The sequence below is a fragment of the Streptomyces sp. Alt3 genome, from assembly GCF_030719215.1.
GTDB classification, from domain to species: Bacteria; Actinomycetota; Actinomycetes; order Streptomycetales; family Streptomycetaceae; genus Streptomyces; species Streptomyces glycanivorans.
This window is the reverse complement of the sequence record NZ_CP120983.1, coordinates 1,693,499-1,707,488: the sequence shown is the minus strand read 5'-3', so window position 1 is coordinate 1,707,488 and position 13,990 is coordinate 1,693,499. Positions and strand designations below refer to the sequence as shown.

At 70.4% G+C, this 13,990-nt stretch carries 15 protein-coding genes; 14 read left to right on the top strand and 1 reads right to left on the bottom strand.

All coding sequences use genetic code 11. The features are described 5' to 3' along the window. Positions 1 to 26 precede the first annotated feature (26 nt). Positions 27 to 1,274, bottom strand: a complete 1,248-nt coding sequence (locus tag P8A20_RS07360; RefSeq protein ID WP_306103147.1) for a helix-turn-helix domain-containing protein — start codon at positions 1,272 to 1,274, stop codon at positions 27 to 29. Between the two features lie 122 nt (positions 1,275 to 1,396). Here P8A20_RS07360 and P8A20_RS07355 point away from each other — a divergent pair, with 122 nt between their 5' ends. The 14 genes from P8A20_RS07355 (at position 1,397) to P8A20_RS07290 (ending at position 13,981) form a co-directional block, all read left to right on the top strand. Next, positions 1,397 to 1,921 carry an ATP-binding protein gene (locus P8A20_RS07355; RefSeq protein WP_327435621.1) on the top strand — a complete coding sequence of 175 codons (525 nt, stop codon included), beginning with the start codon at positions 1,397 to 1,399 and terminating at the stop codon, positions 1,919 to 1,921. Then, positions 1,879 to 2,484: a hypothetical protein gene (locus P8A20_RS07350; RefSeq protein WP_306103146.1), complete on the top strand. Its 606-nt coding sequence runs from the start codon at positions 1,879 to 1,881 to the stop codon at positions 2,482 to 2,484. Before P8A20_RS07355 ends, P8A20_RS07350 begins: the two co-directional genes overlap by 43 nt. A gap of 130 nt (positions 2,485 to 2,614) precedes the next feature. Continuing rightward, positions 2,615 to 2,869, top strand: coding sequence for a hypothetical protein (locus P8A20_RS07345; protein ID WP_306103145.1), 255 nt, complete (start codon positions 2,615 to 2,617; stop codon positions 2,867 to 2,869). A gap of 85 nt (positions 2,870 to 2,954) precedes the next feature. After that, positions 2,955 to 3,650: an HAD family hydrolase gene (locus P8A20_RS07340; RefSeq protein WP_306103144.1), complete on the top strand. Its 696-nt coding sequence runs from the start codon at positions 2,955 to 2,957 to the stop codon at positions 3,648 to 3,650. Next, positions 3,647 to 5,494, top strand: a complete 1,848-nt coding sequence (locus P8A20_RS07335) for a hypothetical protein (RefSeq protein ID WP_306103143.1) — start codon at positions 3,647 to 3,649, stop codon at positions 5,492 to 5,494. Before P8A20_RS07340 ends, P8A20_RS07335 begins: the two co-directional genes overlap by 4 nt. After that, positions 5,491 to 6,441 carry a thymidylate synthase gene (locus P8A20_RS07330; protein WP_306103142.1) on the top strand — a complete coding sequence of 317 codons (951 nt, stop codon included), beginning with the start codon at positions 5,491 to 5,493 and terminating at the stop codon, positions 6,439 to 6,441. The genes P8A20_RS07335 and P8A20_RS07330 overlap by 4 nt, the downstream gene beginning before the upstream one ends. 8 nt (positions 6,442 to 6,449) lie before the next feature. Continuing rightward, complete coding sequence (locus P8A20_RS07325) at positions 6,450 to 8,168, top strand: carbamoyltransferase family protein (protein ID WP_306103141.1); 1,719 nt, start codon at positions 6,450 to 6,452, stop codon at positions 8,166 to 8,168. Then, a complete protein-coding gene (locus P8A20_RS07320; RefSeq protein ID WP_306103140.1) occupies positions 8,165 to 9,217 on the top strand; it encodes a glycosyltransferase family protein in 1,053 nt (350 codons plus the stop codon). The genes P8A20_RS07325 and P8A20_RS07320 overlap by 4 nt, the downstream gene beginning before the upstream one ends. Before the next feature lie 96 nt (positions 9,218 to 9,313). Then, on the top strand, positions 9,314 to 9,823 hold the full coding sequence (locus P8A20_RS07315; RefSeq protein WP_306103139.1) for a P-loop NTPase family protein: 510 nt from the start codon (positions 9,314 to 9,316) through the stop codon (positions 9,821 to 9,823). A 31-nt stretch (positions 9,824 to 9,854) separates the two neighbouring features. Next, positions 9,855 to 10,703 (top strand): class I SAM-dependent methyltransferase, encoded by an 849-nt coding sequence (locus P8A20_RS07310; protein WP_306103138.1) that lies wholly within the window; start codon positions 9,855 to 9,857, stop codon positions 10,701 to 10,703. Continuing rightward, positions 10,700 to 11,461, top strand: a complete 762-nt coding sequence (locus P8A20_RS07305; RefSeq protein WP_306103137.1) for a phosphotransferase — start codon at positions 10,700 to 10,702, stop codon at positions 11,459 to 11,461. Before P8A20_RS07310 ends, P8A20_RS07305 begins: the two co-directional genes overlap by 4 nt. Further along, positions 11,458 to 12,114: a histidine phosphatase family protein gene (locus P8A20_RS07300; RefSeq protein WP_306103136.1), complete on the top strand. Its 657-nt coding sequence runs from the start codon at positions 11,458 to 11,460 to the stop codon at positions 12,112 to 12,114. Before P8A20_RS07305 ends, P8A20_RS07300 begins: the two co-directional genes overlap by 4 nt. Continuing rightward, positions 12,111 to 12,947, top strand: coding sequence for an aminoglycoside phosphotransferase/kinase family protein (locus P8A20_RS07295; protein WP_306103135.1), 837 nt, complete (start codon positions 12,111 to 12,113; stop codon positions 12,945 to 12,947). Before P8A20_RS07300 ends, P8A20_RS07295 begins: the two co-directional genes overlap by 4 nt. 35 nt (positions 12,948 to 12,982) lie before the next feature. Next, positions 12,983 to 13,981, top strand: coding sequence for an NAD-dependent epimerase/dehydratase family protein (locus P8A20_RS07290; RefSeq protein ID WP_306103134.1), 999 nt, complete (start codon positions 12,983 to 12,985; stop codon positions 13,979 to 13,981). The last annotated feature ends 9 nt before the right edge of the window (positions 13,982 to 13,990 follow it).

Sequence of the window (13,990 nt, the reverse complement as noted above, 5' to 3'; positions counted from 1 at the left end):
TCACCGAGCCTGTGCGCTTCGACGCTTCACAGCGACGCGAACGTCAGCAGGTGGCTGGCCAGGTCATGCTCAGTGTCGGGGAGCCCGGCAGCGATGGCCTGGGCCCGCTGCCGGCCCATGGTGTTGGGCTTCGACTCCGCCGCCACGGCGAACTGGTGCGCGACGTAGGCCCCGCGCTCTACGTCGCCGCCGCGCAGGAGGGCGGACGCCAGGTCACCCAGGACGACCACACCGGACTCGGGTAGTCCACCGCCGAGGCGCTCGACTGCGGAGTCGGCGGTGGCCGAAAGTTCCTGACGCTTGAGTTCGCCGTAGACCGAGAGGGCCAAGGAGTCCATCCGGTACGGCGTCACGAAGCGGACCCACGCCTGCTCGCTCGTATGATCGGCGAAGTCATAGGCGAACTTGGCCTGGTCGAGAGCACGAAGGGCGCCAGCGTCATCGCCTGACTGAGCGGCCTCCTCCGCGTACCGGCCCAGGGCCCACGCTGCGGCGGTTGCATTGCCACGTCCGCGTACGTCTTGAGCTGCCTGCGAAAGCATCTCCAGCGCCTTCGCAGGGCTGGGGGCACCGTGGCTCGCGTAGCCCAGAGCGAGGGCGCGTAGCGGGGGGTGTCCAGCCTTCTTCGCGCACTCCGAGGTCACTCCGTAGTAGGAAGTGGCCTTGTCGTGCTCGCCGAGGTCCCAGGCAACCCATCCAGCAAGAGCAGCGGTCTCCCCCGCCGCGATGGTCAGGGCTCGCTCGTGGGCTCCGGCGCGGGGTAGGGCTGCGGTGATCGCGTCCAAGTGCGCCTCGACCCGAGCCTGCAGGCTGAGCGCGCTCTCGTTCAGCTCGGCCACGTGCAAGCGGGCCGCATGATCGATAAGCACCCCCGCGGACTCAGGGTCGATCTTGGAACCCTTGCTGAGTGCGTAGGCCAGCCGGCCCCACGGCTCGGCAGCCGCAGCCGCACCGATGGCCGCGCCTCCCAGCAGCGTTCGGCGTTTCACGTCGTCCAGGTCCTCCGCTTCGGCCTTGTTCTTCTCGCGCCGCCTGGCGCGGGCGGCTTTCGCCTCGCGAAGCAGCGGCTCCAGCGGGACGCCGCAGGCCAAAGCGATGTTCCCCAGGGTGTGGTCCGTCGGAACGTTGGCACCGTTCTCGTACCGATTGACCTCTCGGCGGGTCACCGTTGCCCGGCCGGAAGCGGCGTTGATCGCACCGGCCTGCTCGTCCTGCGTCCGATTCGCGTTACGCCGCAGGTGACGGAGCAGCTCGGCAAATGGATCCACTGCCATGAGTCTGACCCTATCCGTGGGAGAGAGCCAATACTCCCCTCAACTCCCCCTGTTTTTCCCCCTTGACAAAAAATTCCCCCCTCCGGTTTCCCCTGTTCCGGATCGCGCAGCCACGGTGCGATATGCGCATGACCACGCACCGGACAGCATCGCCACCCCGACCTGGGGGCGACGACGGTGGCGCCCACGTCGTCGGCGCCGCGACCGCTCGGTGTCCACTGGCCTCTCACGTCTTCGAGATGGTCATGAAGCCGGTGGATAAGCACGTCGCTCATGCACGACGAACCACGGCCACCGTCCTGAAGCAGTGGTCGTTGCCGGAGGCGTCGGCAGAAGACGCCCGGCTCGTCGTCTCGGAGTTGGTATCCAACGCGATCATCCACGGTTCCGGGGATGTCCGACTGCGACTGCGATACGACGACCACGAGCTTCGAATCCGAGTCACTGACGACAGCACCGCACCGGCGAGGCGACGACGTGCAAGTGCCGCCAGCCTCGGTGGTCGAGGGCTGCACCTCGTCGCCTGCCTGTCGCTTCGGTGGGGCGTCGCGGGCGGCGGCCGAACTACGTACGCGGTCATCCCCACTCTCACGGAGGCACCTCCATGTCGCCGCACGACGCAGTCAAGCACGGACCTGACGTGTTGAGCCTCGTTGCCTTCGACCGGGGGCGTGAGAAGCACACGGGCGGTGGGTCGCCGATTGCTGGCAATGACACCCGAGAGGGCCCTGCACCTCTCCCGGTGAAGCGCCAGTCCCGAGCTGGCCATCTCGGAGGCATCCGACAGCACTTCTACCGACAGGTCGTTGACACGCAGGACGATCAGCCGCTGCGTGTGCTGGCGTACAGCTTGGTACCGAGTCCGAGAACCCGACCCGACGAGGACTGGGGGACGCTGCAGGCTGAGGCCGACCAGCTCGGTTACGCGATCGCCGCCCGGCTCCACGATGTGGCTGTCCCGGTGACCACGACGTACTTCCCGGCGTCCAGTGCGAGCCAGGGCGTCTACATGCCGCCTTGGGATCGACCTGGTTGGCGGGAAGCCGAGCGGCAGCTCCGCGAGGGCTTGGCCGACGGCGTTATGGTCCTCGACCGGCACAACATCAGCTCCGATGACGACGAGTACCACGCCGTGATTAAACATCTGGGCGAGCACTGCCGGGCGTTTCTCCACCTCGTGATCTCCGAGGAGCCCGTCGCGCCGACTTGAAGGCGTCCACTGCTCTGGATGGACAGGAAGGGCTGGGGCTGGCGGCAGATCAGCGCCCAGATCGCCCTGATCGCCACCGCGAGCGTCGCGCTCGCCTTCACCTTCAAATACACCTGACCGAGGGCTGACCATGACTTTCGAGGGACACACCGATCGTGCGCCGCGCCTCCTGCCGCACCGCGAGCAGGGCGAAGCGCTCCTCGCCATCCGGGAGGCCGCCCCATCGGCGCCCAGCGAAGAGGGCATCGATCTCTTCGCCGTGCCCGCCGGTGAGGTTCGGGGGCGTGGCTTCAACCTCTCGTGCTTTCACTGGCTCTCGCGCCTGCCGGCCGCGCCGAACGGATCGGTCTCGCCTTCGACTGACGACCCGCAGGAAGCGGCCTGATTGGCCCGGCCCGGTATCCCGAGTTGGAACTCGAGCCGGCCTCGGCCCCCTGAGGCGCAACAGCCACCCTGACGAGAGGATGATCATGACCGTTCCCACTCACGAATCGCCACCGGCTCCGGCCGCGCCGAGCGACCACAGGTCGCGCGCTCTTCTTCTAGACCTCGACGGCGTCCTGCTCGACACGCGTCCGGTGATGCGGAAGGCGTGGCAGAGGGTCCAGGAGTTCCATGGCGTCGCGCTCCCCTTCCGCGACTACGAGCGCCACCTGGGTCGCGAGTTCGGGGACATCATGCAGCGATTGGGCCTGACTGACACCGAGGCGGTCCGCCAGACGTACGAGGCGGAGTCCGTGGCCACCGCGCATCTCGCGGAGGAGTTCGCCGGCATCGTCGAGACGCTCCACGCCTTCGTGGCCGCCGACTGGCGGCTGGGCGTCGTGACGTCCAAGCACGTCGACCGGGCGGCCCCGCTCCTCGCGCGCCTCGGGTGTCCCTTCGCGACCATCCGCACGCCCGCAGGAGCGGGCCGGACGAAGCCGGCCCCGGACCCGCTCCTCCTGGCGCTGGTCGACCTGGGAGTCGACCCTGCCTCCGCCGTCTACGTGGGTGACATGGCGGTCGACCAGGAGTCGGCCGCACGCGCCGGCGTCCCCTATGTACACGCTGCATGGGGCTACGGGCAGCCGACGGCTCCCGACCCCGAGACGGCCGCGTCGCCCAAGGAACTGCTGAGCCTCCTCCTCCCCGCCAAGCAGCTCGTCGAGGGGAGCACGGTGTGAGTCCCCGCACGACTGGCGGCCTCGGCCTGGTCCGCTCCACCAACACCGGGAAGCCGATGTGGGCTCTCGTGGGAACCGGTGCCCTGGCGCACGCGCGAACCGACCACGTCCACACCACGAACCTGGAAGCAACGACCGTCGACAAGCAGGTACTGCGCTCCGGCGTCGAAGACGTCATGGCAGCCCTCGACCACTACAGCGCCACACTGGCCTCCACCCCGGGCGGAGCCGGCTGGCTCCACGTCCAGCACGTCCCCGTGCGACGCTTCGTCGCCGAGATCGTGCGCAAGCTCCTGGCCCTGAACGGCTGGGCACCGTTCGCCTCGACCCCAGGGCCCCTGACCCTGGCCCCGTACGAAGGACTCGTGGGACTGCGTTCGAGCAGCTCGCGTGAGTACCTGGCCTACACCGTGACGTGGTCCGGCGTCGCGTACGTGCTCGGTGCTGCGGCACCGCACAACCCGACCCGCTCCGCCCAGCTCCGCAACCGCGCCCGGACGAGTACGGCGAACACGGAGCCGAGTCCGCTCCCCTCGGATCTCGGACGGCAGGACGTTCTGGCGCTGTCGTGGACCTCCCGTCACGCAGCCACGCTGACCCCGGTTCTCGCCGAACTGGCGCGCGGCGGGCAGAGGAGTCTCCTGCTCGATCTCGCCACTGATGCCGCCGAGCGGTGCAGCGCGGGATCGGTCACGGGTATCGAGCTGCGCTCGGCCCCGAGTGACCTCTTCACCCTCTCCGGCACCGCCGAGGGCCTCCACCGTCCCGACGACGAGCAAGTCGTCCAGGTGGAAGGCCACGGTGTCCAACTGGCCCGGCTCATAAGGCTTCTGTCGGTGCTCTTGGAGACCAGCGGGGGCTGCACCCAGCCATCGTGGCGGACGGTGGTGCGGGCGGAGAGCTGGCTCGACGACATGTTGTCGAGCACCCGGCCGCACACCGTCCTGCTGAGCAACGACACCAGCCCCCTGGGCGTGCTGGCCGCGCACGCCGCCGAGCGGCGCGGGGCGAACTCGGTTCACGTCCAGCACGGGGCCTGGACGGCGGAATCGGTCGCCTGGCCGGCCCTGCACAGCCGCGACATCATCGTCATGGGCGAGCGGGACCTCGCCCTGGGCCGAGGGTGGGCGCGCCACCCCGAGGCCGAGGTGCACGTCCTCGGGCAGCCCCGCTTCGACGTCCTCGCCGGCCTGAGCCGCCAGGCACAGCGCCGATACCTGGAGAAGCTGCTCGCCTCGGGGGGCCGCCGCGCGCCCGCCCGGATCGCGGTGTGGGCCTGCCAGCCCTTCAACCCCGATCACCTCAACTCCCACGCGGACCTCCTCCTGGACGGGCTCGCCGAGGCGGACGGCGACTGGGGGCTCGTCATCGCTCCACACCCGGCGCAGGGAGCCGACGCCTTCAACGCTCTGGTGAAGCGGGCCGGCGGGACGCCCCTCGCGGTGGCCGATCCCCGGGTCGGAGCACGAGGCTGCCTCGCCGGCGCTGACGCAGTAGCGAGCGCGTACTCGACGTGCGGGATCGAAGCCGCGCTGCTCGGCATCCCGGTCCTCGAAATCGGCCCGCCGGGCGAACGCACCCTGGGTCTGGCCGGTCACGGACTGGCGACCCGATGCGAGGCCACCGGTGAGGTCGCCGAAGCACTCTCCGGCGTGCGCGGGGGCCCCGCGCCGATCCCGCGGGCGGCCCTGGACGCGGTCTGCCGGTGGCGCGGAGACAGCGCCGCTCGGATCGCCCGACTCATCACCGACCGGGCCACCTCCGGCCCGAGGGCCGACGACTCCACCCACCACCACCCGGGCGCCGCTGCGTCGCCCAAGGACGAAGGAGCATCCGTCCGATGACATCCCTTACGGCCGACAGCATCGCCGAGCTGTTCTCCGGCGCCGTCACGCTGGCCAAATCCGGCGAGAAGATCAGCCCCCGGGGCATGGCCACCCACGAAGTCCGCGACGTGCACCTGCTGCTCACCCAGCCGCGTGCCCGCCTGCTCTACGCCCCGCCCGCCCGCATCGTGAATCCGGCCTTCGCCGTCGCCGAGACGGTCTGGCACCTGTCCGGATCCGACGCATCGTGGATCTTCGACTACAACAACCGGCTGCGGCAGTTCGCCGACGAAGGCGTCCTCCTGGGGGCGTACGGCCCCAGGATGCGGAACTGGGCCGGCAAGGTCGACCAGCTCGCCCGCGTCGTCGAGATCCTCCAGGCCGACCCCGACTCCCGGCGAGCCCTGATCCAGCTCTACGACCCGGCCCAGGACGCCGTCGGGCACAAGGACGTGCCCTGCACCCTCGGATTCCGGTTCCACCTGCGCGCCGGCCGCCTGCACATGGCGACCACGATGCGCGGCCAGGACGTATGGATCGGCATGCCGTACGACGTGTTCTTCTACACCGTGCTGCACGAGCTGGTGGCCGGATGGCTCGACGCGGAACTCGGCGAGTTCCACCTGCACATCGGCTCGCTGCACATCTACGACGAACACATCGAGCAGGCCGACACGCTCACCTCGCTGCCGGCGAGTGAGATCATGCCCGACCTGCGAACACCCTGGAACGGCTTCGACGGCCTGCTCGACCAGGTCGAGGCCCGTGACGTGACCGGCCACCCCGGCTGGGACGCGATGGCCGAGACCCTGCGCAGCTACCGGCTGTGGAAGGACGGCAAGCGCGAGCAGGCGTGGCGGGCGGCCGACACGGTCGACGGGCCCCTCGGCCAGGCCCTCACCGCCTGGTACGGAGAGCTGGAGCGACGCTCGACCAATCGCGCCGCGACGGCCGGGGCAAGGTGACCGCCGCCATGAAGCGCACCCCCTCCGTCGTCCTCGGCCTGTGCTCGTACACCCACGACTCGTCGGCCGCCCTTCTCGTGGACGGTGAACTCGTCGGCTTCGTCGAGGAGGAACGCCTCTCCGCGCAGAAGCACACCAAGCTCTACCCGGCCCGCGCCGTGGGGTGGCTCCTCGACCAGGCCAAGCTGAGTGCCAGCGACGTGGACGCCGTCGCCTACAACTTCCAGCCCGTCCGCTACCTCGCCGAGTCGCCCGCTGCCCTGCGCATGGCGCTGTCGCCGATGACCCGCGACCGCAGCCTTGCCCGCGCTCACGGGTTCGCCAAGGTCGCCCTGCGGACCCGGCGGCGGCTGCGCGTCCTTGGCAGCCAGTTCCCCTCGGCCCGCGTCACACCGGTCCTGCACCACCGAGCCCACCAGCTCACGGCCTTCGCTGCCTCCGGCTGGGAGGAAGCCGCCGTACTCGTGGTCGACAGCCTCGGCGAGCGGCAGACCACCACCATCGCCCACGGCCACGGCATCCAGCACCCCCGCCTCCAGCCCTTGGAAGCGATCAACGACCCGGCCTCCCTCGGGTACGTGTACGGCGCCGTCACCGAGCACCTGGGCTGGAGGCGTGGCGACGAGGAAGGGACCGTCATGGCGCTGGCCGCCCTTGGCGACCCCGCCCGCTTCCGGCACCTGTTCACCACGGCCGTCCGCACGACGGCCACGGGCTTCCGCATCCACCCCGGCTACTTCCCGACGCGCACCCTCACCTCGGGATACCCGAGGACATCCCGGTGGTTCGTCGCCGAGACCTGCCCCGAGCGGCACCCGAACGAGCCGCTCACCGACGTCCACCGAGACCTGGCGGCTGCCCTCCAGGAGCGGACCGAGCAGGTGATGGTTCACCTCGCCCGCCGCGCCCGTGTGCTCACCGACTCCCGGCGCCTGTGCGTGGGCGGCGGCGTCGCCACGAACTGCGTCAGCATCGGGAAGATCATCGAGGCTGACATCTTCGACGAGGTGTTCGTCCCGCCGGCACCCGGAGACGCCGGAACCGCCATCGGGGCCGCCCTCGCCGTACACGTCGATGGGCGCAGCCCTCGCCCGGTCGCCGGCATCGCCCGCCACTGTTACCTCGGCCCCTCATATGAGGACCAGCCCCTCGACCTGACCGCCTGGCCCGGCCTCCGCCAGAAGACCCTCGGCATCGAGACCGCCGAGTTCCTCGCCGACCAGCTCGCCCACGGCATGATCGCCGGACTCTTCCAGGGAGGGGTCGAAGCCGGACCGCGCGCCCTGGGCAACCGCTCGATCCTCGCCTCCCCGCTGGAGCCCGGCGTCGTCGAGCGGCTCAACGCCACCGTGAAGTTCCGCGAGCCGTTCCGGCCCTTCGCCCCCATGGTCCCCGCCGAGCGCGCCGCCGAATTCTTCACCCTCGGCCAGCCGGCCCCGTACATGTCCATGGCCTCCGGAGTGACAGACCTGACGCGCGAGCGGGTGCCGGCCATCGTGCACGCCAACGACACCTCCCGCCTGCAGACCGTCACCCGGTCGCAGAACCCGTTCATGCACGCGGTGCTGAGTGCCTTCGGCCGCCGGACCGGCATCCCCGTGCTGATCAACACCTCCCTCAACGTCAAGGGCAAGCCGATTTGCGGGACACCCGAGATGGCCCTGGACTGCCTGGCCAACTCCGGCCTCGACGCCCTGCTCCTCGAAGGGCGGTGGATCACCAAATGAAGATCGGATACAGCTTCTGGGGCTTCCTCGGCAACGGCGTGACCGACACCCCCGACGGAGGCCGCAGCCACCGCCGCCCCTTCATTGACGCCCTCCTTGCCCGCGGTCACGAGATCGTCTTCCTCCAGCCCGACCGCGACCGCCTCGAAGCCGGTGACGACCTCGGCGGCGCGTACGCCTTCGACGACGGCCTGCCCGGCATCGACGCCCTGTTCCTGGAGTGGCGCTGGGCGATCCCCGGCCGCAACACCACCGTGTGCGGCAGCGAGGGGCACACCTGCGACCTCCACCGGCAGGCCCAGCTCATCAACCACTACACGGCCCGGCACCGGACGCCCACCGTGATCTGGGACAAGGACCGCACCCTGCGCGCCGAGAGCGTGTGGCGCCGCACGGCCCACGCCCGCGTCTGCGAGGCCGCGCTCGCCCCGACCCTCGGCGCGCACTCGCTGCTCTTCCCCGTCGCCGAGGACCTCCTCGCCCAGGCCGATCCCCTCACCCTGGCGGCGCGGCCTCGGGATCTCGCGCTCGGCTACGTGGGCAACCAGTACGACCGCGACGAGCCCTTCGACCGCTTCTTCGCCCCGGCAGCCGCCCGCGTCGAGCACCTGGTCGCCGGCAAGTGGACGAAGACCGGCCGCTGGCCGCACGTCCGCTTCGCGGGCCGGATCCCGTTCGAGGACGCCGCCGCCGTCTACGGCCGGTCCCTCGCCACGGTGCTCATGCTGCCCGAGCGGTACGCCGCCGTCGGGCAGATGACCCAGCGCATCTTCGAGGCCGTACTCGCCGGATGCCTGCCGCTGGCCCCGGCGGATATCCGCTTCGCCGACCGGTTCGTCCCGAAGGAGCTGGTCGTGCGCTCCGGCAGCGAGGTGCTCGAACGCCTCTCCTACCTGCGCGAGATCGCCGGCACCGAGCAGCACGCCGCCCTGATCGCCGCGTGCGTGGACCGGCTGCGCCTGTTCGGCCTGTGCAAGCAGGTCAACACCCTGGAGTCCGTCCTGCACGGCCTCCCCCAGGCCACCGCGACCGAGCGGGGAGCTGCCTGATGCAGACCGCTCGATCGACCACGGCGCGCGGATCCTCCGGGCGCGTCCCGGAGGATGGGTCCGCCGGACACCCGAACCTCTCTACGCTGGAGCACCATGAAGAAGGTCGCCATCGTCGGCTGCGGAGGCAGCGGCAAATCCCACGTGGCCCGCGAACTGGGCAGGATCCTCGACGCCCCGGTGACGCACCTGGACGCCGCGTTCTACGACGACGAGTGGAACGCATTGCCCATGGACAAGTTCACCGACGTCCAGCGCGAGCTGGTAGCGCAGCCGCGGTGGGTGATCGACGGCAACTACAACTCGACGCTGCAGGTACGGCTCGAAGCCTGCGACACGGTGGTCCTGATGGACGTGTCGACCGTGGCGGCGCTGTACGGGATCTTCTCCCGGCAGATCCGGCACGGCGCGGGGCACAAGGGCAACGGGGTGCACAACCGCATCCACTGGGGCGTGATCAAGTACGTCGCCACGTACCGGCGCAAGATGCGGCCCCGCGTGATGGCGAAGATCGAGGAGTTCGGCTCCGCCGCCGATGTGGTGCTGCTGGCCAACCGGCGTCAGACTCGCCGCTGGCTGCGGAAGGTCGCCGCCGAGCAGTCCTGACCGGTCCGCGCCCCCTGCCAGGGGGTGCGGCATGAACGAGCCCAACCCGTTCCTGGACCCCGCCCGGCAGTCGGAGCTGTACGGACACGCCTCGCGGCTGGCCGGGCGGACCAGCGCCCTGATGCGGGCCAAGACCGCCGGCCAGCCCGTGCCCGAGACCATCGTCAGCCTGGTGCAGAGCCATCACGCCCGGCCGGACCGGCTCGGCGTCGTGCTCGACATCGGCTGCGGTCGCGGCACGAGCAGCCTCGTCATCGCCGAGCAGCTCCGGCCGCAGCGCATCGTGGGCCTGGACGCCGCCCCTTCCCTGCTTGCCCAGGCCCGCAAGCGCGCCAAGGACCTGCCCGACAGCACGGTGGAGTTCATCGAAGGGGACTTCCACGACCTGCCCCTGCCCGACGGGTCGAGCGACATTGTCGTCGCGGCGTTCTGCCTCTACCACTCGCCGCACCCCGAAGACATCGTCGGGGAGATCGCCAGGGTCCTCGCCCCCGGAGGTCTGGCCGTGCTCGTCACCAAGGGCCTCGACAGCTACCAGGAGATGGACGAGCTGGTCGCCTCCGCCGGCCTCGATCCGCGTGCCGCCCAGCATGAGAGCCTCTACACCGCAGCACACAGCGGCAACCTCGCCGAGGTAGCCGCCTCCTCGCTCGACGTGATCGCCGTCTTGGACGAGGAACACGTCTTCACCTTTGACGGTCACGACCACGCGGCGCAGTACCTGGCCACCAACCCCAAGTACGACCTGGCGCCGGGCCTGTACGGCAACCCCGGGGCCCTGGCGGCGACCCTGCACGAGTTCCTTCCCGACCAGCCGCTGGCCACCCGGTCCCGGATCACCTTCGTCGTCGCCCAGTCGAACGAAGGGCGGCCAGCATGACCCTCGTGCCCTTCACCAAGCCCTACGCGGAACCGGAGCGTGCAGCGGCGGCAGCGCGCCACCACCAGTGGCTCACCGAGCACGCCAAGCCGCTGCGGCAGCCGGCGCTCCTCACCGTCCGACCGAACAGCCTGACGTTTGAACGGATCGAAGGTCGCTCCGTACGCCCGGACGACCTCCCGCGCGTCGCGGCACTGCTGGGCCACGCCCACGGAGCCGCCTGGGCCAGCGACCTGCGGTCCGCGTCGCTGGACACCGCGCACCGCTTCCGGGACGGCACTACGTTCGACGACTACCTCGGCCCCCGGAAGCGCGCCCTGCGGCGCCGCCATGAGCAGGGCTACCTGCCGAACAAGACCGCCCTGCACGCGATGCTCGGCCTGCTGGAAACAACGGCCCAAGGGCCCTGCGCCTTCTACAAGGACAGCAACCTCCGGAACTTCATCGTCACCAGCAAGCAGGACATCGTCGTCGTCGACACCGACGACTTGTCCCTGGCCCCGATGGGCTACGACCTCGCCAAGCTCATCGCGACGCTTCACCTGACCTACGGACCGCTCACCGACCGAGCCGTCACCAACGCCCTGCTCGCGTACAACGCGGCCGCCCTACGACACGACGCCCGGCTGGGCACGACGGATCGAAACCAGCTTGATAGCTCCCTGGCCCTGCACGCCGTGCTCACCGCCCCGTACGTCGGCCGCAACGGTTACCGCTACAGCCTGCCCCTCCGTTTCTCCCACCGAGGAGCCTCATGATCACCACCGAACTCGTCTTCGTCCGGCACGGCCAGGCCCAGTGCAACGCCGACGGCCTCGTCGGGGGGCCGCGCACCTGCACCGGCCTGACCAACCTCGGGTACGCCCAAGCCGAACAGGCCGCACGCCGCCTTGCCACCGAGCACCTGAAGAAGCCGTTCGACGTCATCTACACCGGCCCGCGGATCCGCCTCGTCCAGACCGGCGAGATCATCGCCCAGACGCTTCAGATCCCCGTGCACCACGACGACCGGCTCGACGGCCCGGTCCACGGCGACGCCGACGGCCAGCCCTGGGAGGCGGTGAAGACGGTCGCCGACGGCGGGCCGCACGCCCACCCCGACACGCCCTGGGCCAACGGCTCCGACACCTGGAACGGGTTCCTGGAGCGCGCCAGCAGGAACCTGAGCCAGCTCATCGAGGAGAACCACGGCAAGCGCGTCGTCTTCGCCGCCCACGGGGAGACGGTGATCACCGCACACACCCTGCTGCTCGGCATCCCGATCGGCTCGCCGTCCGGGTTCACCCACAACCACGCCTCCATCACCCGCTGGCAGCACCACCGCAACCGCCTGGGCCAGACCCGCTGGATGCTCGACCGGCACAACGACACCGAGCACCTCAGTCTCCTCACGCCGGAGCCGACCCCGTGATCGCGACCTCGCGCGACCCTCGGATACAACTGGCGCACCTCCTCCTCGGCGCAGTCGACATCGCAGCGGACCCCGCGCTCCCGCCCCGCGTCGTACGCCTCGTGGCCGGCGACGGGCGTCAGTTCATCGCGAAGCAGCACGCGGAGCGAGACCGGTACGCCGGAGAACTCCACGCCTACGGGGCGTGGGTCACTCATCTGAACGGCCATGCGCCGGAGTTGGTCGGCCGGGATGACGCCACCCGCACCCTGCTGCTCACCGCGCTCGCAGGCGACCGCGCGGATGCCTTCGCTCCGGGCTCACCCGAGGAGGAACTGGCCCACCACGAGGCTGGGCACGTGCTCGGCAAGCTGCACTGGGCCACGGCCATGCCCCAAGGCGGTGCCGTCGGCGCCGCACTCGCCGAACGGTTCCAGGGGTGGATCGACCGGGCCGTCCACGCTGACCTGCTCGACGCGGCCGAGGAGAACCTGCTGAAGCACCACGCGGCGATCCTGGGCAGCAGCCACATGGAGAGCGCGATCTGCCACCTCGACTACCAGCCGCGCAACTGGCTGCTCGGCGACACCTTCGGCATCTACGACTTCGAGCACATGCGACGCGACGCCCGGGTCCGCGACTTCGCCCGGCTCGAATTCCGACGCTGGCAGGCCGCACCCCACCTCCGCACCGCCTTCTTTGACGGCTACGGGCGCCCGCCGAACGACACCGAACGACGCCTCCTGGAGTCCTTCGGCGCCATCGAGGCGGCCACAGCCCTGGCCAAGGGCCACCAGGAGAACGACGCCGCCCTCAGCGCGCACGGCAGAACCGTCCTGTCCCGGCTCACCTGACCAGCCCCCTAGACGACACCCCTCTGGAGATCCCCGTGCCACAGCACGAGCAGCCCCCGACCAACGCTTCCCCCCGACGGGCCGTGGTGACCGGCTCCGCCGGATTCATCGGCTCCCACCTCGCCCACGCCCTCGTCCAGGCCGGCGCCACCGTGATCGGCGTGGACCGCCGAGATCCATCTACCGACCCGATGGCCGCCGCCAACCTCGCCGCGCTGCGGGGTCGCCCGGGATACCACCACGTCACGGCCGACCTCCTCCACTGCGCGATCGACCCGCTCCTGATCGACGCCGACGCCGTCTTCCACCTCGCCGGCATCCCCGGCGTACGGCCCTCCTGGGGACCGCAGTTCGGTGACTACCTCGCGTCCAACGTGCTGGCCACCCACCGCGTCCTCGAAGCCTCCACCCGGATCGGCGTCCCCCGACTGGTCGTAGCCTCCTCCTCCAGCGTCTACGGCCCGACCGACGGCGACGCGAGTCGCGAGACCGACCGCCCCAACCCCGCCTCCCCGTACGCCGTGACCAAGCTGGCCGAGGAGCAGCTCTGCCTCGCCTACGCCGAGCGCCCCGGCGGCCCCAGCGTCGTCGCCCTGCGGTACTTCACCGTCTACGGCCCCCGGCAGCGCGCCGACATGTTCACCCACCGCGCCCTGTACGCCGCCCTGACCGGACAGCCCCTGCGCCTGTACGGAGACGGCCACCAGCGCCGCGACTTCACCTACATAGACGACGTGGTCACCGCCACGATCGCCGCCGGCGTCAATCCGAACGCTCACGGCCCCATCAACGTCGGCGGCGGCTCGAACGCATCACTGCTGGACGTGGTCAACATCGCCAACAGCCTCACCGGCCGCGAGATCCAGCTCCACCAGGACCACGTGCGCAACGGGGACGTCCTCGTCACGCGCGCCGACCCCAGCCGTGCGGGAGAGGTCCTCGACTGGCAGCCGCGCGTCGACCTCCACGGCGGACTGCGCGCTCACATGCAGGCTCTGGCCGCCCCAATGCCGGACTACAGCCGGGCCGCGTAGCCCTACGCC